This window comes from Halomonas sp. GFAJ-1, assembly GCA_002966495.1.
GTDB lineage: Bacteria > Pseudomonadota > Gammaproteobacteria > Pseudomonadales > Halomonadaceae > Vreelandella.
On the sequence record CP016490.1, the window covers coordinates 1,940,850 to 1,963,086 of the forward strand.

The 22,237-nt window shown below is 54.4% G+C and carries 20 protein-coding genes; 10 read left to right on the top strand and 10 right to left on the bottom strand.

Annotation, left to right across the window (positions count from 1 at the left end; translation table 11 throughout):
• Positions 1 to 54 precede the first annotated feature (54 nt).
• The 3 genes from BB497_08905 (at position 55) to BB497_08915 (ending at position 3,301) form a co-directional block, all read left to right on the top strand.
• Entirely contained in the window at positions 55 to 645 is a 591-nt protein-coding gene (locus BB497_08905) for a malonic semialdehyde reductase (GenBank protein AVI62810.1), read from the top strand.
• Between the two features lie 114 nt (positions 646 to 759).
• A complete protein-coding gene (locus BB497_08910) occupies positions 760 to 1,503 on the top strand; it encodes a hypothetical protein (protein ID AVI62811.1) in 744 nt (247 codons plus the stop codon).
• A 34-nt stretch (positions 1,504 to 1,537) separates the two neighbouring features.
• Entirely contained in the window at positions 1,538 to 3,301 is a 1,764-nt protein-coding gene (locus BB497_08915) for a sugar ABC transporter (GenBank protein AVI62812.1), read from the top strand.
• An 85-nt stretch (positions 3,302 to 3,386) separates the two neighbouring features.
• Here the strand turns inward: BB497_08915 and BB497_08920 are convergent, their stop codons facing one another.
• Positions 3,387 to 4,190: a shikimate dehydrogenase gene (locus BB497_08920; protein AVI62813.1), complete on the bottom strand. Its 804-nt coding sequence runs from the start codon at positions 4,188 to 4,190 to the stop codon at positions 3,387 to 3,389.
• 413 nt (positions 4,191 to 4,603) lie between these two features.
• Here BB497_08920 and BB497_08925 point away from each other — a divergent pair, with 413 nt between their 5' ends.
• Complete coding sequence (locus BB497_08925) at positions 4,604 to 5,434, top strand: 3-keto-5-aminohexanoate cleavage protein (protein AVI62814.1); 831 nt, start codon at positions 4,604 to 4,606, stop codon at positions 5,432 to 5,434.
• A gap of 679 nt (positions 5,435 to 6,113) precedes the next feature.
• On the opposite strand, the gene BB497_08930 is transcribed toward BB497_08925, so the two are convergent.
• The 4 genes from BB497_08930 to BB497_08945 all read right to left on the bottom strand — a co-directional run bounded on the left by BB497_08930 (position 6,114) and on the right by BB497_08945 (position 11,197).
• A complete protein-coding gene (locus BB497_08930; protein ID AVI62815.1) occupies positions 6,114 to 6,350 on the bottom strand; it encodes a hypothetical protein in 237 nt (78 codons plus the stop codon).
• A 722-nt stretch (positions 6,351 to 7,072) separates the two neighbouring features.
• Positions 7,073 to 8,749, bottom strand: coding sequence for a hypothetical protein (locus tag BB497_08935; GenBank protein AVI62816.1), 1,677 nt, complete (start codon positions 8,747 to 8,749; stop codon positions 7,073 to 7,075).
• A 66-nt stretch (positions 8,750 to 8,815) separates the two neighbouring features.
• Positions 8,816 to 9,727, bottom strand: coding sequence for a structural protein MipA (locus tag BB497_08940; GenBank protein ID AVI62817.1), 912 nt, complete (start codon positions 9,725 to 9,727; stop codon positions 8,816 to 8,818).
• 192 nt (positions 9,728 to 9,919) lie between these two features.
• Entirely contained in the window at positions 9,920 to 11,197 is a 1,278-nt protein-coding gene (locus BB497_08945) for a peptidase M42 (protein AVI62818.1), read from the bottom strand.
• Positions 11,198 to 11,382: 185 nt separating this feature from the next.
• On the opposite strand from BB497_08945, the gene BB497_08950 reads away from it, so the two are divergent.
• Positions 11,383 to 12,606: an MFS transporter gene (locus BB497_08950; protein ID AVI62819.1), complete on the top strand. Its 1,224-nt coding sequence runs from the start codon at positions 11,383 to 11,385 to the stop codon at positions 12,604 to 12,606.
• 89 nt (positions 12,607 to 12,695) lie between these two features.
• A complete protein-coding gene (locus BB497_08955) occupies positions 12,696 to 14,159 on the top strand; it encodes a transporter (GenBank protein ID AVI62820.1) in 1,464 nt (487 codons plus the stop codon).
• A gap of 4 nt (positions 14,160 to 14,163) precedes the next feature.
• Here BB497_08955 and BB497_08960 read toward each other — a convergent pair whose 3' ends face one another.
• The 4 genes from BB497_08960 to BB497_08975 form a co-directional block, all read right to left on the bottom strand.
• Positions 14,164 to 15,273, bottom strand: a complete 1,110-nt coding sequence (locus BB497_08960) for a hypothetical protein (GenBank protein ID AVI62821.1) — start codon at positions 15,271 to 15,273, stop codon at positions 14,164 to 14,166.
• A 41-nt stretch (positions 15,274 to 15,314) separates the two neighbouring features.
• The gene (locus tag BB497_08965; protein ID AVI62822.1) at positions 15,315 to 16,613 is read right to left on the bottom strand and encodes a DNA polymerase V subunit UmuC; all 1,299 of its coding nucleotides are present in this window, start codon (positions 16,611 to 16,613) and stop codon (positions 15,315 to 15,317) included.
• Positions 16,610 to 17,053, bottom strand: coding sequence for an SOS mutagenesis protein UmuD (locus tag BB497_08970; GenBank protein ID AVI62823.1), 444 nt, complete (start codon positions 17,051 to 17,053; stop codon positions 16,610 to 16,612). The genes BB497_08965 and BB497_08970 overlap by 4 nt, the downstream gene beginning before the upstream one ends.
• Before the next feature lie 103 nt (positions 17,054 to 17,156).
• Positions 17,157 to 17,339 carry a hypothetical protein gene (locus BB497_08975; GenBank protein AVI62824.1) on the bottom strand — a complete coding sequence of 61 codons (183 nt, stop codon included), beginning with the start codon at positions 17,337 to 17,339 and terminating at the stop codon, positions 17,157 to 17,159.
• 60 nt (positions 17,340 to 17,399) lie between these two features.
• Here BB497_08975 and BB497_08980 point away from each other — a divergent pair, with 60 nt between their 5' ends.
• Positions 17,400 to 18,311, top strand: a complete 912-nt coding sequence (locus BB497_08980) for an alpha/beta hydrolase (GenBank protein ID AVI62825.1) — start codon at positions 17,400 to 17,402, stop codon at positions 18,309 to 18,311.
• A 67-nt stretch (positions 18,312 to 18,378) separates the two neighbouring features.
• Positions 18,379 to 19,374 (top strand): patatin, encoded by a 996-nt coding sequence (locus tag BB497_08985; protein AVI64310.1) that lies wholly within the window; start codon positions 18,379 to 18,381, stop codon positions 19,372 to 19,374.
• Between the two features lies 1 nt (position 19,375).
• Here BB497_08985 and BB497_08990 read toward each other — a convergent pair whose 3' ends face one another.
• A complete protein-coding gene (locus tag BB497_08990; GenBank protein ID AVI62826.1) occupies positions 19,376 to 19,939 on the bottom strand; it encodes a DNA mismatch repair protein MutS in 564 nt (187 codons plus the stop codon).
• 209 nt (positions 19,940 to 20,148) lie between these two features.
• On the opposite strand from BB497_08990, the gene BB497_08995 reads away from it, so the two are divergent.
• On the top strand, positions 20,149 to 21,108 hold the full coding sequence (locus BB497_08995) for a ribosomal protein L3 N(5)-glutamine methyltransferase (protein AVI62827.1): 960 nt from the start codon (positions 20,149 to 20,151) through the stop codon (positions 21,106 to 21,108).
• A 13-nt stretch (positions 21,109 to 21,121) separates the two neighbouring features.
• Positions 21,122 to 22,207: a chorismate synthase gene (locus BB497_09000; protein ID AVI62828.1), complete on the top strand. Its 1,086-nt coding sequence runs from the start codon at positions 21,122 to 21,124 to the stop codon at positions 22,205 to 22,207.
• Positions 22,208 to 22,237: the final 30 nt, after the last annotated feature.

The following is a 22,237-nucleotide window of genomic DNA, read 5'->3' on the forward strand; positions in this document are numbered from 1 at the left end:
TCACCCTGAACGCCTGGCTCCTACTGAGCGGGTTAAACCGAAAGAGGCAACACCATGACAACGATTAACCAAGCAGCGATGGCCACCCTATTCACAGAAGCGCGTACCCATAACGTTTGGCAGGACCGAGAGGTGAGCGAGGAAACGCTGCGCGAACTGTATAACCTGATGCATTTCGGCCCCACCTCAATGAACTGCCAGCCATCACGGATTATTTTCCTGACCACTGACGAAGCCAAGGAGCGCCTGAAGCCAGCGCTTTTGCCAGGCAACCAGGAAAAAACCATGAAAGCCCCGGTGGTGGCAGTGATTGGTTTTGATACGGAGTTTTACGAGCACCTGCCGCGCATGTTTGCCCATAACAAAGACGCTAAATCGCTGTTTGAAGGCAAGCCGGACTTCATTCACTCTACGGCGTTCCGCAATAGCTCAATTCAAGGCGGCTATTTGATTTTAGCGGCCCGTGCGCTTGGCTTGGATGCAGGCCCTATGTCGGGCTTCAATAACGCTGCGGTGGATGAAGAGTTCTTCCCAGAGGGTAAAGTGAAGAGCAACTTCCTGTGCAATTTAGGCTATGGCGATGCCAGCGCCCTGTTCCCGCGTGGCGACCGCTTTGCCTTCGATGAAGTGTGCACCGTACTGTAAGCACACTTACACACGCATACTGGTTGACCTACCGAAAAAGGGCCGTGCCTGTCATGGCCCTTTTTTCTGCGTGGGTGGCCCGGCGTTAAGGCGCAATCTAAAAGGGGTGTTCTGATGGCGTTTGATTGGGTGTTTGTGGCACTGATGATAGTGGCCGTGTTACTGACGGGGATTTCCAAATCAGGGTTTGCGGGTGGGGTGGGGGTGGTCGCGGTACCGCTGATCTCCCTAAAGGCGAGCCCGACCTTTGCAGTGGCGGTGATGCTACCGCTGCTGATTGTGATGGACGTGTTTAGCCTAAAAGCGTGGTGGCGACAGCGGGTGGACCGCTTGTTGTGGCTGATGTTTCCGCCTGCGATATTGGGCGTTGCGGTGGGCTACTTTACCTATGGCTGGTTTGATGAAGCGCTGCTGACATTGCTGCTGGGGATTTTTTCCGTACTGTTTGGTCTGTGGGGCCTGCTTAAACCGCTGCGCGGCCGACTGCTGCCCACGTGGGTGGGGCGTCTGTGTGGAGGAATCGCCGGGTTTACCAGTTTTATTGCTCATGCGGGCGGCCCACCGCTGAACTTTTACTTGCTGCAGTGCCAACTCACTAAGCAGCAGTTTTTAGGCACGGCGGTGGTGTTTCTTGCGATCACCAACGTGGTAAAGCTGGTGCCCTATACGCTGCTTGGCTTGGTGACGTTCGATAATCTCACCATCGCACTGTTGCTGTTGCTGATGCCGGTGGCATGGCTGGGTATTCGGTTAGGGCTGATCATTCAGCGGCGGATGGATGGCGAGCTGTTTTTCAGGGTGATTCTTTGCCTACTCATTTTGTTAGGTATCCGGTTGATCATCGATGGAGTAAGTTAAAGCCACCATAAAAAAAGAGGCGAGTGGGCTGACCATGTTTGACGATACGCATCCAGAAGGGCCTTACGATACGCTTTCACAAACGCCCTTATCTAAAATATCGAACACAGAGTTAGCTCGTTTCATTGAGTTCATAGAAAAATTCGAAAACGAGACCGAATCAACACTCTCGATGTCGTTGGGGTATCGTGAGATGCGGATGTTGCTGCACGTGATGCGCAATCATCTGGCTGGCCGATTAACCACGCCCACCTCGCTGGCGGATGCCTCAGGGCTGACCTACGGCACCGCCAAGCGCGGGATTGAAAGCATTATGCAGCGCGGCCTTCTGATTTCGCGCCCACGCACAAAGACCGGAAAAACCGTCTCATTGCACCCCTCCCCACAGATGATAGATGAGTGGGAAAGCTACGCGGAACGCATCAAGGGCCTGCTGGGCCCGCTGTTTGGGATCGACCCCGCCTCAGAGTCTGGCAGCAAGATATTTTTAGGCACGTCAGCGTCTCAGCAGGTGATCTCGACGCCCGCTGTGCTCTCCGCGCGGCTGGAGCTGAAAGGGGGCTTACGTGTGCTGGCGCATGCGGACCCTACGTTCATGGCCATGCATAATTTAAAACGCCAGCTAGAGTCTATTTTCGGCCTGGAAATTCGCAATAAAGCGCGCTCCATTGATAACTTACTGGATGATATTCTCGACAATGCTCGCTTGGCGAAATCCCGCTACGATATTGTGGCCTGCGACTTGCCCTGGTTTGGTGACTTGGTTTCGCAAGGCGTTTTGATGCCGCTAGATGCGCTCATCCAGCGCGATGGCTACGATCTTTCTGACTTCCACCCGATGGCGATCCAAAGCGCCGGCTATGGGGGCTGTCAGTACGGTATACCCGTACAAACCACCCCTGAACTGCTCTGTTATCGCAAGGATATTTTGGCGGCTGCGCAGTTAACGCCCCCCAGCACCACCGAGGCCTTGGTAAAAGTTGCACGACAGTTGCACGACCCCGCGAAGGGGCGATACGGCATCGCTTGGAACGCCGCCCGTGGCACGCCGCTGGGGCATACGTTTAGCTTCCTGATGGCTAAATTTGGGCAGCCCATTGTCGATCTACCGCTGCATGCAGGCGGCTTCGATTTTCAAAACGCCAGCGGTGAGCAGCTGCGGCCGATGTTTCAATCGGACGCCGCTTACCGAGCCTGCGAGTATATGCTGGATATTCTCAAATACTCTCCGCCGAATATTCTCAATATGTCTTGGTACGAGCGGGCGCAGTCCTATGCCTCGGGTGAGTCGTGCATGGCTTACTGCTACACGCTGTTGGCACCCTTGATTGAGTTCGATAAGCGATCACCGACATACGGCAATACGGGCTATTTATCCCACCCGGTGGGCAATCACGGTAGGGCGATTACGCCCATTGGTGGGTATGCGCTGGCGATACCTGCCAACCTATCTAAAGAGCGGGTGGAGGCCGTGTGGACGGCGCTAAAACACCTTACATCGCCCAATATGTCTAAGCTCTACATCATGAACGGTAGCTTGGTCACACCGCGTTTTAGCGTTAGCCAAGACCCGGAAGTGTCCGCGCTGTCGCCGTTGATTAAGATTGTCGATGATATGGCGAAGCAGGATGTTTTGCAGGCGTGGCCACGCCCGCCGGTTCCTGGCATTACCGAGCTTATCAGCATCGCAGGTAATGAGATTTTCGAGGTGCTAGACGGGCGGCGCTCGATAAAGAAAGCGCTCTCTATCGCCCAAGAGCGCGCTGATAACGTTATGCGGGAAAAGGGGCATTATTGAGCAGGGCCATTACGGAGCAGATAAAAAGGAGTAGCCCCCATCCCTGAGAGGCAGGCATGGGGGCGGTGGCTTCTTTGCTGGAGGCTTACTGCATGATCATACCGCCATCGATCATCAGCAGCTGGCCTGTCATATAATCAGACTCTTGGCTGGCAAGGAACGACGCGGTGCCGACCACATCTTCTGGATAAGAGTAACGCTTCATCAGAATCATTTTTTCAGCCAGTTCATCCATTGACTGGCCCTGCTTTTCGAATTTGCCGATGCTGACTAAGTCTTTATCCAGCTGTTCCCAAAGCTCGGTGCGCACCACGCCTGGGGCATAGCCGTTAACGGTAATGTTATGATCAACCAGTGCTTTTGCACCGCCGTTAATCATCGCCAGCACGGCATGCTTGCTGCAGGAGTAGGGCACCACATCGTCAAATGCCTGACGGGAAAGAATCGAGCCCACGTTAATGATTTTATAAGGCCCGCTTTCTTTGCCCTGGCTAATCATCTGTTTAGCGGCTTCCTGCATACCGAGCAAGCAACCCAGCGCATTGACATCCATAATTTGATGCCAATTTTCTTCAGTGATATCCAGAAACATTAATGGCTTATTGATACCGGCATTGTTCACCATCACGTTTAAACTACCAAACGCTTCTACTGTGGCGTTAACGGCTGCCTGCACTTCTGCCCGGTTAGTCACATTCAACTTAATGGCAATGGCATCGCCACCTTTTGATTTGATGCGCTGAGCGACCTCTTCGCACCCCTCGATGTTGAGATCCGCCACGCAGACCTTTGCCCCTTGCGCGGCATAATGCTCAGCGACAGCCGCCCCCATGCCACGCGCAGCGCCAGTAATGAGACAGTGTTTACCTTTCAGTCGAGTGTTATCCATGAGGTCACCTTGTAAGTTTTGTTGTGGGTCAGTATGCGCTGCCACCTTTGCCACATCGTGGTGGTGGGGTGCCGGTAGCCCGCGCTAACAAGGACGTGCGTTGTTAAATCGGCGTTGCGAATAACAGAGGTGCAACCTTGTGATAGGCATTCTCAGGCGGTCTTGTCGCTAAGGACAGAGCGCCTTGTTGTTAATATGGCCAGATTGGACTTTTTTTCATTCCTCGCATTATGAAAAGCGAAAGTGGCAGTGCTTTAATCGCCTCAGAGTGATAGGGAGTGCAGCCGTTAATAACGAATGTAAGTGTTGTAAAACGCTATTAGTGCGTTTTTTTAATGTTAGGTGTTAGCCGTATTGCATCTAACGCTTATTCCTATTGTTAGTGCTTATTATAAAAATAAAGCGAGGTACTTATGTCTCAGCCATGCATTATCTGTGTTGCCATAACGGGTAGCCTGCCGCGTAAGGAGAATAATCCTGCGGTACCGATTACCGTTAATGAGCAAATAGAGAGCACCCAGGCAGCCTTTGAAGCCGGGGCCAGTATTGCGCACTGCCATGTGCGTAACGACGACCAAACACCTTCCTCTGACCCAGAAAAATTTGGTCGCCTGATGGAAGGACTCAAGAAACACTGCCCGGGCATGATTATCCAGCTTTCTACCGGCGGCCGATCCGGAGCAGGCGAAGCTCGCGGTGGCATGCTGCCACTGAAACCGGATATGGCTAGCCTCTCGGTAGGTTCTAACAACTTTCCCAACCGGGTTTACGAGAACCCTCCCCAGCTGGTGGAGTGGCTGGCAGGCGAAATGCTCAAGTATAACGTGAAGCCTGAAATTGAGGCGTTTGATCTCTCGCACATCCATCAGGCAGTCGCTCTCTCAAAGCAGGGCAAGTTAAAAGCGCCGTTATACGTTCAGTTCGTTATGGGGGTGAAAAACTCAATGCCCGCCGACAAACACAGCTTTGACTTCTTTATTGAAACGCTCAAACGACTAGCCCCCGACGCCCAATGGTGTGGCGCAGGTATAGGAGCCAATCAATACCGGCTCAACGAATGGTCAATTGCTGCTGGTGGGCATACCCGTACTGGTCTTGAGGATAACGTTCGTACTGACCGTGATACGCTAGCGACCTCGAATGCAGCACTGGTAAAACGGGCCGTTGAATTGTGTGAAAAGTATCAGCGTCCAGTGGCTACCTGGAAGCAAGCGCGAGAAATATTGGGGCTTCGAATTGTCTGAAGTAAAGGAGTCAGCCCATTTTAAAGCGAAAGTTTTTCTGGTGAACTTAAGGTATGCATACATGTGAGCATGTGCGGTCACCAGAACTCGACGCCCTGATTTCTCAACAACAGCGCATCGGACTCCATTCTCAAATCTGCGTGTGCGCCAGGTCATGGATGTATGGATGGATGATGACGACCGATCTTTTTTAAAAGGTCGAATTGGCCAATGCAACCCAGGAGCCAGGTAACGGCTACTTAATCTGTTTTGATACTTATACGCTGTCATATAAGTCACTGTGCACCTTCGCGAAAGCTAGAACGGAAGCTTACTGACAGGAGTGCGTTGAGGCGCTGGTGCAAGCCACATTAATTTACCGCTGAACCATTATTCCAAGCGCCACGTTTGCATGAACTGGCCTTGGCTCCTATCTTAGTTATAAGGAACCTAGCATTGTCGAGCAACATGATGGCGATGTTTTAGTTGTTATCTCAATATGAGCTAACTAATGGAGAAATGAAATGTTGAAATTTTTGGCGAGTACAGTAGGTATAATTTTCATGATTGGCCTACTAGTGGTCATTGGTCTTTTAATGCTTATTTTTTGAAAAAGCTACAGCTTACCATTCTTGTAGGCTTTGCCTTTCTAAGGAGGGGTAAAGCCTTTTGGTGAGTATTACATTAAAAATGGTGCCGGTTAGTGCTTGATGATGGGCCTTTGATCCTGTAACCATTTTTCGAACATGTCGGGCAAAAGCGGCTTAGCTATAAGGTACCCCTGGCGGTTTTCGTCGGTGAGTGATATGGCTGCGATCGGCAAACCGAAAAGCTGGCTAGCCATTCGCGTAATCCGATCAAAACCTTCACTTGGCGAGGTATCCAGCAAGTTTAGCTGGCGGAGCGCGAACAGGCGGTTCTGTTCATGAGCATTCATTAATCTAGCGGTACTCAAAAGGGGGATTGGCTCTTGAATAACAAAGATACCACTCCTTAAAAAAATACATTATTGAATATAGTGAGCTTTCGGGGGCTATTTTTAGGTTAATCAGAGGAGTCGCTGAAGGATAAGTATGAATGTTAATGCGCTGTTTAGCTTACTGGGTGTTAACTAATTAAAGCTATCGAGCGCATAACGTTTTATATATCAAGACGCTTCAGGTTTATATGCCCCTAGCAACGGGTTAGCTGGGGGCGCTGTATCCTAATGGTGTTTGCTCTAAAACGGCAGTCCGCCGCTGAAGCCAATGCCTGCGACAGCGATTACAACAATGATAACGACGATTACGGTAGTGGAGGGCATGCTCTCTTCCTTTGAGAATGGGGGTCTATTTAGCCTAGCTGGCATCTCTCTTTTTCGCACGCTGGAAGACGGTGGAATAAGCCGCTGGGCGACCAGACGTCAGTTAGCTGACTCACCACATTGGCAATCGTGACCACAGTCGCCAGAACCATCGGCGTGGCCGGTCGCGCAAGATTGACAGCAGTAACGCTGCCCATCTTTTTCGATAGAGTGGTTATCGACGGAGCATTTGCACTTGGGGCATGCGCACTTCTGTTGAGACATATGCTGCTGTGACATAGTGGATCTCCTGTGTTTGCACCTTCAGTGTAGGTCGACTCCCCAATGTTATGTAATTGCGTAAATGAGGCTTTGTATTAGTGATGGGCTCGCGCTTCACGGGCTTGAATAAAATAGTCACGCAGGCGAGTGAGTTGCTGCTCATCCCAATCGGGTGGTTCGGAAAGTGCCGCCCAAGCATCAATGTAGTGTTCAGCCGCTATTTCATGACCATAGCCAGTTGGGGCGCTGCCGGTGGTTAAATCAGCCAGCAGCTGCAACATGGTAACCACCGGATACCAGCGCAGCTGGGGAGAAACATCCGGGCCGCGTGGGGCGCGCAGCCACTCCGGTTCACGCCAGAAAGCTTCCGGCTCAAAAAACGTAATGGGGTCGCTGGCATATTGCAGATAGGCGATGCGGAAATCCCCCCATTCAGCCGGCGCAGTTTGAAGCCCTTGGGTTTGATTCATAAAGCGGACGACCGAACCTCCGCGAAAGGTGGGCAGCCATGCAGGGCTACCTGGGTCGCGGTCAGCAGTCACTGAGCGCCAGGTGTCGCTTCGAAAGGGAGGGCCGCTCCATAGGGCGCCGTGGAAAGGGTCGTCAATAATGTCGTAGAGGTCGAAAGAGAGGTCAGAGTTAAGGGCGCCTAAGCTAAGGCCGGTTAAATACAGTTTTGGGCGTTCATCGCTAGGCAGTGACGTCCAGTAGTCGTATACCGTGGTGAACAGTGCGCGGGCGTTTTCAACACCGTATTCGGCTTCGGAAATGAGCGCTAGATGGCTGGGTAGGTAGGAGTACTGGGCTGCTATCGTGGCAATATCGCCTCGGTGCAGGTACTCCACGGTATCTTGGGCAGCAGGGTCTATCCAGCCTCGCCCAGTGGGGGTCGCGATAATCAAAACGGAACGCTCAAATCCGCCTATACGGATGAGTTCTTCAAGGGCTAGCTCGGCCCGTTCAGCGGCGGTATCTGCGGCGTTGAGTCCCACATAAACCCGTACGGGGTCAAGGGCGGCTTCGCCTAGGAATTCACTGATTTGCCCGCCGTCCGGGCCTTGAGTAACAAAACGCCGCCCACGGCTGCCTAGTGCCTCCCAGCTAATTAATGATTCAGCACTACCAGGCTTGTTTGGCGCTTGGGGAGGTGATAACTCATCCTGCATCAGCTCATCTACCTGCTGATAAGAACGGTCAGCTACCTTGAGCGCATAGGAAAAAATTACCCCCTCAATCACTGACCAAAATAGCGCCACGGCAGCGATGATGCCAATTACTTGTGCCGTACGACGCGGCAGTATGTGCGCCAGCTTATGGGAAAGCAGCCGAAAAGTGCGTTTGAAAAGCAGCGCAATTAACAGTAAAAAAATGAACACAGTCGCAGCGATCAGTGCTACTGATAGTGGCCGCGTGCCGGGAGTTGGCTCCATTTCCATTAGTAGCCGAATGCTGTTTTGCCACTCGGCAGCTTGCCAAAGAAAGATACTTGAGACGGCGAGGCAAAGCAGGGCGGCCAGCCATTTTAGGTAGCGCTCTACTTTCGAGCTGGGTTCGGGTAAGTGTAGGTAGTGCCATAGGAAGCGGCTTGTTACGCCTAGCGCATAGCCTGCCGTAAAGCTAAGCCCAGAAACAATGCCTTGAGCTACTAGTGGGCGCGGTATTAGGCTGGGGGTTAAAGAAAACGCAAAGAACAGCGTGGCAACGATTAACCCTACCCCTGAAAAATGGCTGCAACGTTCTATCATCCAGTGTCGTGTGGCGTTGTTCTCCATACGTGCCCATTGCTCTTTGTAAATGTTGGTGACTTCAGCCCTGGTGTTTAACACTTGCCTAGCTTATTAGAAGCGATAGCTTAACGAAATACCGCCTAAGGCTTGCCACTCGCTGCCCAGCTCATCAACTATTGGGCTATCTGCGGCGCTGCCGGTTAGATAGGTAGTGCCTATGAAGCTTGTGGCTGTCCATTCGGGTGTTAAGGCGTAGCTAAGACTTGCATTAACGCCCATGCGCCAGTAACCGCTATCGGGTGTGTAGGATGCGACCCCGCTACGGGCACTGTCTTGTGCCGAAACGCCAAATAATGAGTCGGTCCACTTTTCGTTGGAGTAAGTTACGCTGGGCGATAAGGTAAAAAACGTACGCTGATCCACGGGCATGCGTAGAGCGGCTCTTGCGGAAAACTTAGCGCCCTCCACGTCGCCGCTAATAGGCGTACTGCCTGCAACACTGTAGCGCCATGGCCCCTGCTGATAACTTACACGAAGTCCCAGGGTGGCGCCGCCATCGACCTTTTCAAACTGGCTGATGTCGCCTTTATTATCGCGCCCGAAGGTGTAACCGATGAACGGGGAGGCCGTCCAGTTGCCTTGGCGAACGGCATGCCACTCAATGCCATCACGTACGTTGATTGAAAGCAGATCGCCGTAAGCCAGGTTAAGCACCGGTAGGACACGCGTATCGTAATCATCGCTACCCAAATAGTCCGGCGCATAGGTGGCGCCCGCGCCGAGGCTGCCTTGCCAGCTGTTACCCCAAGTGGGTGCGCTTAGGGTGATGCCAAAAGCCGCTACCAATAGCGGGGCTGCGCGTTTATGGGTGGCGCGGCGTAAGGTTGAACAGCAGGCTGTGGTTGGCATGAAAAAGTCCTTTTTATTTGGCAAACGTGCTTGATTGTATGTTTCGATACAAAGCTGTCGCAAGCTTTCTTTATCGCATAGCACAAAGTGACAGAAGACTTTTTTGCATTTCATATCCCAGGTTAGATAACTCAACCGCTATAGGGCGCACTCTGTGTACATAGCGCAGGGATAGCGTTACAAGGAAGTGCAGGCAGGGATCGCTTGTGGATCACATGGAAGCATGAACAGGATGTTCGTGAAGAAAGATTAGGGAGGACCTGATGAAGCCCCGGCCAGCAATGGCCGGGGCTTTTTTTATGCCGTTTAGGCGGGGTTTGCTTCTGGGTCTTTTGGCTCTTCGTCGCCCTTGGGCTTGGCGCTACCCTGATGGTCAAGCGGGCTAGCCTGATCAAGCCGCGGGTGATTGTCGAGAAACTCTCGTTGAAGGTCAGGCAGCTTATCTAATGCTTGAATAGTGTGGGTGATTGCATGGATAGCGGCCATCACATCCTGGGTGTTGCCGGTTTCTGAAATAGTGTGCATGTTGCGGATAGGGAAGCCAATCGAGGTGGCTGCGCTGTCGATGGACGCTAACACGCCCGCCATGCCGTCAGTACCAGTATCCACGCCGACGATATCCCGCTGCAGGGGAATATCCTGCTCTTTGGCGGCGCTGGCAATAATGCGGTTGAGCTGTTCGCTGGCAATCGAACCCACCGACATCGTGAAGCCTTTGCCCATCTCCAGCGGCTGCATACGCTTGTCGCCAATACCGGGGGCGGCCACGTAGTCGTGATTCACATCCACGCCAATCAGCGCATCAGGTTTTAGCTCACCGGCCATAACGCGGCTGCCAAAACGGCCAATCTCTTCGTAGCTGGCAATGGCAAACAGCACGCGTACCTTTTCGGTACCGCCTGCTTCGGCAATCAAGCGCGCCACTTCTGCGGTTACAAAACAGCCTAAGCCATTATCCAAATAGGCGCCGTAGAAGGTGTTAGGGCTAAAGCCAGGGCGGATTGGACGGTCAAAAATAATTGAATCGCCTGGGCGAACACCCAAGTTCAGCACCTGTTGTTTCTTGTTTTCGCCGTGGATCTGCAGATCGAGGTAGATTTGCTCTTTCTTAATACCCTTGCTGCCATCGCGCTGTGCCGGGTCAGAGAAGTGAATCGCGCCCAGTGCTTCCACGGTGCCCCCTTGGATAATGCGGTAGCTGCCGGGGGCTTCGGGGTCTTCGCTGAACAGCTTAACTTCATGGCCGATCAGCACCGTGGGTAGAAAGGAGTCCGTATTAATCCAGATTTTGCCATCGTCGCCGATGGAACGTACCTGCATGCGGATTTTATCCGCGTGGCCGATGATCATTAGTGTGAACATATCATCACGGCCAGGGTGCGTATCCAGCACCACGCCAGCGTTGCCCTTAAATTGATGCAGGTGCCAGTCGCTAGGCGCAAAGCTCTCAAAATGGGGCTTGAGTACGCCGTAGGTCATGGCGCCTTCCAGGCCTACCGGGCTTGGAGCGGCAAGGATATCGCGCATCAGTTTGAACTGTGCGTCGGGCATTGGCTGTGTCCAGGGGGTGGCGCTATTGCTCATGTAAGCACTCTCCGTTAAGTAGTGGTCATCATGCCTAGTCTGCCAGATTCTTGGTTTAGATGCGCTGATCGGCATGCCACGTTTGAGCGATGGTGTCGTCGACGTTTCCGCGTATTATTGATTCATTAAAAATGAATATAAAACCATGCTGATAAAAACAACGGTCTCTTGACGAGGATGTCTCCATGACCATCGCAAGTCTTCAGTCGCAGCGCTTTAAAGTGCTGTTGGCCGGTGTCTTTAGCCAAATTCTGTGCATCGGCGTTGCCCGCTTTGCCTACACACCTCTACTCCCGGTGATGCAGCAGCAGAGCTGGATCGGCGATGCCGATGGCGGCTGGTTAGCGGCGTTAAACTATGCGGGCTATATGCTGGGGGCGGTGTTGGCGGCCTCTATTCGCAGTATTTACCTTAAAGACACGCTGTTTCGTATTGGCCTCGTGCTCGCCGTGCTGACCACGGCGGGGATGGCGCTGACTGAGCACTTCTGGCTATGGGCGGGGCTGCGTTTTCTGGCAGGGCTTTCCAGCAGCGGCTCAATGTTGTTAGCGTCAGGGTTGATTCTGCACTGGTTGATCCAGCACCAGCAGCGGGGCGAGCTGGGTATTCACTTTGCTGGGGTGGGCATTGGTATTGTTGTGGCGGCGTTAGCGGTTGAGCTGATGCTGGGGCTGTCTTTGAATTGGCAGGCGCAGTGGTGGGGCTTCAGTGCCCTGGGTGCAGCGCTGCTAGTGCCCGCGTGGCGCTGGTTGCCTCGCCCAGTGAAACCAGTGTCTGGGGCAGGCACGGCTCCTCAAGCGCCTGCTAAACCGCCCTCTCGCACGTTTATGCGCCTGATGCTGCCTGCCTACTTCTGTGCTGGCTACGGTTATGTGATTAGCGCCACGTTTATTGTCACTATTGTCGAACGTGAGCCGCTGCTGGCTGGGGCGGGTAACTGGACCTTCGCCTTAGTGGGACTGGCGGCTGCGCCCGCGGTGATGCTGTGGGATTTGGTGGCCCGGCGCATTGGTTATCTAGGGGCGCTAAGCGTGGCAATGTGGATACAAGTGGTGGGCATTGTGCTGCCCGCTATCACTTCAAGCCTGGCTGGGGTGCTATTTAGCGCGGTGCTTTATGGCGGCACTTTCTTAGGCTGCGTTAGTTTAGTGCTCACTATGGCGGGCAGGCTCTATCCCTCTAGCCCCGCTAAGTTAATGGGGCAAATGACGCTGGCCTACGGCGCGGCGCAAATTTTCGCCCCTGCGCTGACCGGTATGCTAGCGGAGGCCTCGGGGAATTACCGCTTGGGATTATGGCTGGCAGGGGGCTTTGTTGCCGTAGGGGCGCTGTTCTTGATGTGGTTAAGAAAGGTTGATCAAACTGCCCAACGGCTAGATGTGGAAGCCAAAGCGCTCAAGGTGGCCTAGCCGGTATGTGCTCAGCGGCAACAGAGGCTTGGGCTTTGGGTAAGAAATCCTCTAGGATAGTCGCCTTTTTTTCAATAGGGTGGAAGGACATGGCGTCTACTGGGCAACCTCGCATTCAGTGGCTAGGCCGCTGGGGCTTTATGTTGGCAGCCACCGGCTCGGCGGTGGGGCTTGGCAATATTTGGAAATTTCCTTATATCACCGGGGAGTATGGCGGCGGCGCCTTTGTGCTGGTTTATTTAGCGTGCATCCTGGCTGTTGGCGTGCCGGTAATGATGACCGAGATCTCCTTTGGTCGTCGTGGTCGTGGTAGCCCTATTGACGCGATTCGGCGCGTGGTGAATGAGTCGGGTCGCTCCTCTGCTTGGTCGCTGATTGGCTGGATGGCCATGTTGTGCGGCTTTATGATCTTGTCGTTCTATGTCGTCGTGGCAGGGTGGTCGTTCTCATATCTGTGGAAAATGCTAACCGGCGGCTTGAGCGGCGGTAGTGTCGATGAGATGGCTGCCGTATTTGGTGCCAACAATGCTAACCCGCTCATCCTGGGGGGCTGGAGCACCCTAGTAGCGCTGCTCACTATGTTGATCGTAGGAAAAGGCGTGCAAGAAGGCATCGAAAAGAGCGTTAGCTGGATGATGCCTGGTCTTGTGTTAATGCTGGTGCTACTCATTGTGTTTGGGGTGTTTTCCGGTGGTTTTGGCGATGCGGTGCGCTTTCTGTTCTCATTCAATACGGGCAGCCTCTCCAGCGAGGGGATGCTGGCGGCGCTGGGCCACGCGTTTTTCACCCTTTCATTGGCTTCTGGTGCCATTCTTACCTACGGCAGTTACTTGCCCAAAGGCGCCTCTATTGGCCGAACTACGGTGAGCGTTGCGTTAGCAGATACCGCGGTGGCGCTAATGGCGGGATTAGCCATTTTTCCGGTTATTTTTGCCAATGGCATGAACCCCGGTGAAGGTCCTGGGCTGATTTTTATGAGTCTGCCGCTGGCCTTCCAGGCGATGCCGCTGGGCACGCTGTTTGGCATTCTGTTTTTCTTAATGCTCTCTATGGCTGCGCTAACCTCTTCCATTTCCATGGTGGAGGCCACGGTGTCCTGGCTGTGTGATAACAAAGGCATGAGCCGTAAGTCGGCGTCCTGGGCGACGGGCATTGTGCTGTGGTTGATCAGCACATTGGCCATGCTGTCGTTTAATGTGGGTGCTGACTGGACCCTGGCCGGTAGAACGTTCTTTGATTGGCTGGATTACTTAACATCGCGTTGGATGATGCCATTGGGTGGCTTAGGCATGGTGCTGCTGGCGGGCTTTGTGCTGAAAAGTGAGACCTTCCGCGATGAGCTGGGCCTAGCACCACTGCCCTACGCAATATGGCTTACCATGGTGCGCTACGTAAGCCCGTTGGGCATTTTAGTGATTTTTGTGGATGCCTTGGGCATTTACCACGTGTCGTTTACTGCCCACTGGCCGTGGCTGCTGGCTATTTTGGTGGTAGTGGCTGCCCTGGGGGAAACGTTAAGCCCGCGTTTGCGTCACGCGTTAAAACCCGCCTAAGACGTTAGAGCTTTTGACCAGATAGTAAGCGCCGCTGAAGGGAGGCCACTTTCTCCTTTTGCAGCGGCGTTTGGCAGGTGGCAAAGACGTCGTTTAAGAAGCGTTTGCGTGAACCGCGATAGCTGCCGCTAAGCAGAGTCGCTTGGGTAAGCGTATCAAGAAGCGTTTGGCGGTTGGGGTCGGTCAGCTGCGCATAGTCGTGTAGTGCGGTTGGCCAATCAACCTCAAGGGCGGTGGGCTTATCCGGTAGGCTATCCAGCAAGCGAGCCAATAACAGGACTAAGTTGGGATGCGGGTGCTGGTTACGCATCATGAGCTCTCCCACGCCTTGGGCGACTAAATAGCGCGTATGCGCATCGCTGTTCGCCAGTGTTTCCATGATGTGCTGAACCAGTTCAGGGCCACGGGCCTGTAAGTAGGCTTCTTGCGTAATGCGCGCAGCAATCCAGGCGTTCCATACTGCGTATAGCGGCCCGGTGAGCACGGGTAGAAAACCGCGCAGCGTGAGGCGGCCAAGCAAGCGACGCAACACTAAACGCAGAATAAAACTGCTTAAGCTAATTTTTAAGCGATACAGCAAGGCTTTAAAAGTGAGCTTCCAGCCATGTAGGTAGGCGTGGGGATCAACGCCATAGATTAAGCTGCCTGGGCTTGGATACTCCAATGCAACCCGTGAAACGCCATGAACCGTCAACTGTATTTCAGGGGATAATGGCTCGCCTTGGCCGTAGCGCAGGCCTGCCAAACGGCTAATTTTTGACACGCCGCGCAGCGCATTCCAGTATAAAAAGCCAATTTCTAACACGGTAATAAAGCCCGCAAAGACCATATACCCGGCCCAGTAGGGAAGCTGCTCTTTGAGGCTCATGGCTTCCCAGTCATCGGCGGCAAAGACCCGCATCCACCACTCGGCACCGCCAATCAGTGAGCCGGAGATAATACCTGCCATGGCGGCCCAAACAATAATCCAGCGCCTTGCCTGCTTTAGTGTTTGGGGGTTGGGGGCGTCAAACGCAGGGTGGTGGCGAAAATAGTGCTTGATATAGCGGCTCGCCCAACGCTGAGGTAGGTCGGGGTCGGGGGCATACTCTGTATCGGGACGGGTAAGTGACATAAAGGCAAGATTTTCCACGCATTGAACGTCTAGCGTAGCGGTTACGGGCGAGAAGTAAACGCTTGTATAGCGCCAGGGTGTGTGCCGGCCTCCATTAACTCATCCCACCGCGTCGTATAACGCCGTGAGCGATGCGCACAGCGTAGCTGCCATGGTGCTTGGGCATCCGTCATGCCAAAACGTATCGTGCCTTGGCCCATGCGCTGATTAATGGCATCTACCGTCCCCATCAAATGTGGGTGCGTCTGTAACGTTGGCTGGAGTAACGACAGCTGATGCGCCTGGGCATCGACTAAGTCCAGCAACATGACACCCGCTTTTATAAAGTGATGCCCAGGGCGGTATATCTGCATTAGCCCTTCACGTACGGCCTGGAGAATAAGCCGCGTATCGTCGCTGGGGATAGGCAACGAGATCATCGCCCTGGGGTAATACTGCGGCTGGTCTTTGCGGTGACGGTTGGTACTTAAAAAGAGCATTACAGCGCGGGCCAAGCTATGTTGTTGGCGCAGTTTTTCGGCGCTACGCTGGGCGTGGCGCCGCAGTGCTGCGTGTAGCTCTGCTTGATCGCCGGTTGCCTTGCCAAAAGAGCGGGAGGTCATAATCCGCTGGCGTGGCTGCTCCACGGCGTTCATTTCCAGGCAGGGTGTGCCGCGCAGCTCTAACGCCGTGCGAGCCAGCACCACGGAAAAGCGCTTGCGCAGCGCCTTGGTATCACTCTCCCGCAGCTCCCACGCTGTACGTATGCCGTAAATGGCGAGCCGCTCGGCCAGCCGCCTGCCTACGCCCCATACAGCGCTGACCGGCAGCTGTTTAAGTAGCGCCTTGGTGGTGTAGCTATGTGCGTTAAGCAAGCAGACGCCCTGGTAGTGTGGCTGTTTTTTAGCCACATGGTTGGCGAGCTTTGCCAGTGTATGGGTGGGGGCAAGCCCTACGCATACCGGTAGCCCAAGATGGCGGCGAATGCGTCGGCGTAGCGCTTCACCTATGGCTTGGCACTGCGGCTCGCTCAATCCGTCTAAATAGATAAACATTTCATCAATGGAGTAAGGCGCCATGTCTGGGCAGGCGTCCTCCAGCAGCTGGGCAAGCCGCGCTGACATATCGCCGTATAGCTCGTAATTGGATGACAATAGATAAATCTCACCCTGGCGCCGTAACCCTTCCAACTGGAAAGATGGAGTGCCCATAGGTATCTCCATCGCCTTCATTTCAGCCGAGCGGGCAATAACACAGCCATCGTTATTGGACATCACACCCACGGCTTTGCCTTCAAGCGATGGGGCAAATATCCGCTCACAGCTGACATAAAAGTTGTTGGCATCGACGAGGCCGATCATGGCAAATACTCATGAACCACCGCACGTACCACCCCCCATAGTTGGCACTCTGTGCCCTTTAAAGGCAGCGGTGGGTAGTGGGGATGGGACGAGCAGAGGTGTGGTGTACCGCCATGCAGCGCGTAGCGCTTAATCAGTACTTCTTCGTTAAACATGGCCACCAGTATATGGCCAAGGCGCGGCTGCACGCTGCGATCCACTACCAGCAGATCGCCGTCGAAAATACCCCAGCCCTCCATGCTGTCGCCTCTGGCGGTAAGGTAAAACGTCTGGGTAGGGTTTTTGATTAGCCGAACGTTGAGATCCAGCGTGCGCTGTTCATAATCCTGGGCGGGGGAAGGAAAGCCGCTAAAACCGGCGCGACCATGTAACGGAGGAAAGGGCAGCGGCTGAGACGTTAACGGCTGGGCTGTCGCAACAGTAGTGGGTTGAGACGGCATCGTCAGCATCCTCATGAATAAGTAGTGTGTTTATATACAGTTGTTGTAGGCAGTATTTATTCATGAGTAAAAAAATGCAAGCGCCTAACTTAGCCAGCCAGGGTTAGCGGGCTAGCCAAAGGCCCACCACTAAGGCGCTGACGATGGTAATCAAGAACACTAAATTGCGGGCACGGGTGTCACGGCGGGGTTTCATAGCAAACTCCAAAGTAGTAGGGGCGTCAAAAGCGGCAGAAGCCTTGCGCTGAGCATGGTAACGTCTACGCCGAATAGCGTCATCTGACAAACTACACATCACCTTCTTACCCCCACAAAGACGTAGGGCTTTCGCTTAGAGATACTGTTTATGACTACCCCCACTTTTTCTTCGGCAACAGGCAGTGCCGCGCAGCCACTTTCGTTAGCCCATGGGCGGCTAGCAGCCCTGAGCTGGGGGCGTGCCAATGCGCCTACTTGGCTTGCCCTACATGGCTGGCTAGATAACGCGGCAAGCTTTACGCGCCTAGCGCCGCGCTTAGTGGAAGCGCTGGATATTCGTATTGTGGCTATCGATTTTCGTGGCCACGGCCACTCTGCGCATTCGCCAGCAGGTAGTGACTACGCGCTGTGGGACTATAGCCACGATGTGCTAGATGTTATGGATGCCCTAAATATTGAGCAGGCTGTACTGCTTGCTCACTCCATGGGGGCGGCGGTGGCCTGTTTACTCGCCTCAGCGCTACCCGAGCGGGTTGAACGGTTGGTCTTGCTGGATGGGCTAGGCGCACTAAATACTGAAGCCGAAGAGACGGCCAGTCAGTTGCGTAAAGGGTTGTTGGCCTATCGCCGCCCGCTTTCCCGCGCGCCCCGCTATCCTGATATTGAGAGCGCAGTTGCCGCACGAGTAGCCGGTGGGGTAACCCCGCTAGACACGATGACCGCCACTCCGCTGGTCGAGCGTAACACCCAGGCGACGTCAGACGGGCATGTGCAGATGCGCACCGATTCTCGCCTGCTAAAGCCTTCGCTGGTGCGCTTTACCCCCCAGCAAGTATTGGCATTACTGGCGGAGATACAAGCGCCGGTGCTATTGATAGAAGGAGCGCGCGGTATTTTAGGCGAGCGTGCCTGGGCGGAAAAGGCCCGCCAAGCGGTGCCTCATTTAACCCGCCAGGTACTTGCGGGTGGCCACCACTTACACCTTGAACCTAAAGCCGTTGATCAAGTAGCCAGTGTGGTGGTCCAACACTGTCATAAAGAAACGACGGGGCAGCCGTAGGACGAACGACATGAATAAACTAACGCACGTCGCGGGTAGTCAAGTGAGTGCTAGCAGCGCCAACGGTATTGAGCGTACCGGCAATAAAGTGGCACTGGTGTTGGGTAGCGGTGGCGCCAGGGGCTATGCCCATATAGGTGTTATTGAAGCGCTTGAGGCGCGAGGCTTTGAAATAATTTCTATTGCTGGATGCTCCATGGGCGCCCTTATTGGCGGTGTTTACGCATCAGGGAAGCTGCCCGAGTACCGGGAGTGGGTGTGTAACCTGGATTACCTGGATGTGCTGAAGCTCGTCGATGTCACCTGGAGCCCGATGGGGGCCATGCGAGCAAATAAAGTGATGAGCAAGTTGGAATCCCTGGTAGGCGATACGCTGATCGAAGATCTGCCGATACCTGTCACCACCGTAGCGACCGATTTAGTGCGCCAGCGCGAAGTGTGGTTTCAGAATGGCCCGCTGTTAAGAGCGATTCGAGCCTCTATCGCGGTGCCGGGCGTTATTACGCCGGTACATATCGGTGCCCAAGTGTTGGTGGATGGCGGCTTACTGAACCCGCTGCCGATGATGCCGATTCTCGCTGCTCACGAAGCGGACTTTGTGGTGGCCGTCAACGTCACCGCCCACAGCCCCCAACCAATCTCATTAGAAGAGTTGTTACCGGGTGAAGAGGACAGCGACACCCGCACTGCCTTAGAGCGCGACCGGGATGCCAATATTGGTGGGTGGATGGACGATGTGCGTGCCACCACGCGGCGGCTATGGGATGGACTAAGCATCAACAACGGCGAAGAGAGCGACGTCGATGAAACGGTTGATCTGCGTGGTAGGCGCGAGTGGGGCAAACTGGATATGATTTTAGAGTCGTTTGATATTACGCAAGCGGCGCTGGCAAAGTATAAAATTGCGGGTTACCCGCCGGATGTGCTGATCGAAATTCCCAAGACGGTTTGCAGTACCTATGAGTTCCACCGCGCCAACGACTTGATTCGCCTGGGGCGCCACTTGGCGAATCAAGCGTTGGAGCGCAGGATGCCCGGCATTGCCTCAGACGCAATGCAGTAAGCTACTGGCCACGTTTACGCAGCAGAATATAGACGGCCCCGGTGCCACCATCGACATCGGTGGCGGAGCAAAAAGCCAGCACGCTGGGCCATTCACGCAGCCACGTATTGGTATGGCTTTTGAGGACTGGAAAGTCCGAGGTTGACCCCCAGGCCTTGCCGTGAACCACCAACACGCAGCGCAGCCCCTGGGCGGAAGAGTCCCTTAGAAAACTTTCAAGCTCAATGCGGGCCTCTTCCAGGGTATAGCCGTGCAGGTCTAACCCTGCTTGCCAAACGGTTTGACCACGCTTTAGCTGGCTAAAGGTGCGCCAGGGGAGGTCGGGGACGCTGAACTCTAAATACTCCGAAGGCCGAACGGCTTCCACCCGGCCATCGGAGGTGCGGCCACTGGTTTGGGTGGTACTGCTTTCTACTGCCGCCCGCCGCCGAGCTTCTTGAGCATCGCTATTACGCTTAGGCTTGCCGAGGTCGGCTTGATTAGAGGCAATACGGCGCACGCCTGCCGCTTGCAGCGCTTGGCGAAAGGCACTGATATCGTCGTCGTTGGGCAGGTGTCGCGTCATGGGCAGCTCAAATAGCAAAAATTAACGGTTAATGAAGTAGCATAAGCGAGAAGCGCACAGCAAAGCGAGACAGTATAGCGAGCCTGACGTGACTGTGAACCGCCACGTTGAGAACTACCTCGCTATAAACAGACTGTGAAGCATCTAGCTGTGAACCGGATAGCGTCAAAGGTACAATCCTTCTACGAACTTTTACGCCAGGAGCCGCTGTGACTACGCATCTCAATGATGAGACCTCCCACTCAACGCTTTTGTTGCCAGACTCAACGCTGCTGAGCGATCTTTTGACACTGCGCGACTATCTGCGCTGGGTGTCCAGCGAATTCTATTTGGCAGGCTTGCACTATGGTCATGGCACCGAGTCTCCCTGGGATGAGGCGGTAGCGCTCTGTTTAGGTGCGCTGCATCTGCCCTGGAATGTCGACCCCGCGGTGCTGGACGCACGGCTTTTACCGATTGAGCGCGAGCGCATTATTCGCCTAGCACAAGAGCGGGTGACTACTCGTCGCCCCTTGCCCTACCTGCTGGGGGAGGCTTTTTTCGCGGGCTACCCCTTCAGCGTGGACGAGCGGGTACTTATTCCTCGCTCGCCCATCGGCGAACTAATTGAGGATGGCTTTGCCGCCTGGTTCCCGGAAGAGCCGCCTGCTCGCGTGCTGGATTTATGTACTGGCTCTGGCTGCATTGGTATAGCCACCGCGCTAGTATTTCCCACCTGTGAAGTTGCCCTGGCGGATATTAGCCAAGATGCCCTTGCCGTTGCCCGGCAAAACATTACTCGCCACGACGTGGGAGACCGAGTCCGCGCGGTGGAATCGGACGTGTTTGACGGATTGGAAGGCCAGCGTTTTGACCTGATTGTCTCTAACCCGCCCTATGTGGATGCTCGTGACTTGGCCACCATGCCCGCTGAGTTTCGGCATGAACCGTCGCTAGCGTTAGGGGCGGGTAGCGATGGTTTGGATATTGTGCGGCGCATTCTGCGTGAAGCGCGGCCGCATTTAACTAATGAGGGCTGGCTGATTGTCGAAGTTGGTAACTCTGACCGCCATGTAGAGGCTGCCTTTCCTGAGGTACCCTTTATTTGGCTTGACTTCGAGCGTGGCGGCCAGGGCGTGTTTGCCTTGAGCGCCGCTGAACTCGACGCCCATGCGGCGTCTTTTGCGTGAGGAATTAACGCCCATGTCTGGCAATACGTTTGGCAAACTATTTACTGTCACTACCTTTGGCGAGAGCCACGGCCCCGCATTGGGAGCCATTGTCGACGGCTGTCCTCCTGGCATCCCAATCAGCGAAGAGGATTTGCAGGGGGATTTAGACCGCCGCCGCCCCGGCAGTTCTCGCCACACTACCCAGCGCAAAGAGCCTGACCAAGTGCGGATTCTTTCGGGCGTATTTGAAGGTAAAACCACCGGGACGTCGATTGGCCTGTTAATTGAGAACACCGATCAGCGCTCCAAAGACTACTCTAAGATAAAAGACCAGTTCCGGCCTGCCCACGCCGACTACACCTATCACCATAAGTACGGCCACCGAGACTATCGAGGTGGCGGCCGTTCCAGCGCGCGGGAAACCGCGATGCGCGTAGCGGCTGGTGCCATCGCTAAAAAAGTGTTGGCGGCGCAAGGTGTTCAGGTTCGTGGCTATATGAGCCAGTTGGGCCCCATCAAAATCGACTTTAAAACCTGGGATGCGGTAGGAGAAAACGCCTTCTTCTGCCCCGACCCAGATAAAGTTACCGAACTTGAAAGCTATATGGATCAGCTGCGTCGGGATCAAGACTCCGTGGGCGCAGAAATTACTGTCATTGCCGACGGCGTCCCGGTCGGACTAGGTGAGCCGGTGTTTGACCGGCTGGATGCTGATCTCGCCCACGGCTTAATGAGTATTAATGCGGTGAAAGGCATTGAGATTGGTGCAGGTTTTGGCTCGGTAGCCCAGCGCGGCAGCGAGCACCGCGATGAAATGACACCGGAAGGCTTTCTTTCCAACCACGCGGGCGGCGTGCTGGGCGGAATTTCCAGTGGCCAGCCAATTGTTGCCCGTCTGGCGCTCAAGCCAACGTCAAGCATTACGACGCCGGGGCGCTCTATTGATGTACACGGCCAGCCGGTAGAGGTTATTACCAAAGGGCGCCACGACCCATGTGTGGGTATTCGGGCAACGCCGATTGCCGAGGCGATGATGGCGGTCACGCTGCTTGACCACTGGTTACGCCACCGTGGCCAAAATGCTGACGTTAGCGTTGATACGCCGCGTTTAAACTAGCGATAACCTCCCGGTTGAGTCGTTGGTTCA

Coding starts and splice junctions, on each gene's coding strand:
- BB497_08980 (AVI62825.1), top strand. CDS start 17,400: ATGACTACCCCCACTTTTTCTTCGGCAACAGGCAGTGCCGCGCAGCCA.
- BB497_08915 (AVI62812.1), top strand. CDS start 1,538: ATGTTTGACGATACGCATCCAGAAGGGCCTTACGATACGCTTTCACAA.
- BB497_08910 (AVI62811.1), top strand. CDS start 760: ATGGCGTTTGATTGGGTGTTTGTGGCACTGATGATAGTGGCCGTGTTA.
- BB497_08965 (AVI62822.1), bottom strand. CDS start 16,613: ATGATCGGCCTCGTCGATGCCAACAACTTTTATGTCAGCTGTGAGCGG.
- BB497_09000 (AVI62828.1), top strand. CDS start 21,122: ATGTCTGGCAATACGTTTGGCAAACTATTTACTGTCACTACCTTTGGC.
- BB497_08970 (AVI62823.1), bottom strand. CDS start 17,053: ATGCCGTCTCAACCCACTACTGTTGCGACAGCCCAGCCGTTAACGTCT.
- BB497_08955 (AVI62820.1), top strand. CDS start 12,696: ATGGCGTCTACTGGGCAACCTCGCATTCAGTGGCTAGGCCGCTGGGGC.
- BB497_08990 (AVI62826.1), bottom strand. CDS start 19,939: ATGACGCGACACCTGCCCAACGACGACGATATCAGTGCCTTTCGCCAA.
- BB497_08920 (AVI62813.1), bottom strand. CDS start 4,190: ATGGATAACACTCGACTGAAAGGTAAACACTGTCTCATTACTGGCGCT.
- BB497_08930 (AVI62815.1), bottom strand. CDS start 6,350: ATGAATGCTCATGAACAGAACCGCCTGTTCGCGCTCCGCCAGCTAAAC.
- BB497_08935 (AVI62816.1), bottom strand. CDS start 8,749: ATGGAGAACAACGCCACACGACACTGGATGATAGAACGTTGCAGCCAT.
- BB497_08940 (AVI62817.1), bottom strand. CDS start 9,727: ATGAAATGCAAAAAAGTCTTCTGTCACTTTGTGCTATGCGATAAAGAA.
- BB497_08960 (AVI62821.1), bottom strand. CDS start 15,273: ATGTCACTTACCCGTCCCGATACAGAGTATGCCCCCGACCCCGACCTA.
- BB497_08945 (AVI62818.1), bottom strand. CDS start 11,197: ATGAGCAATAGCGCCACCCCCTGGACACAGCCAATGCCCGACGCACAG.
- BB497_08905 (AVI62810.1), top strand. CDS start 55: ATGACAACGATTAACCAAGCAGCGATGGCCACCCTATTCACAGAAGCG.
- BB497_08950 (AVI62819.1), top strand. CDS start 11,383: ATGACCATCGCAAGTCTTCAGTCGCAGCGCTTTAAAGTGCTGTTGGCC.
- BB497_08925 (AVI62814.1), top strand. CDS start 4,604: ATGTCTCAGCCATGCATTATCTGTGTTGCCATAACGGGTAGCCTGCCG.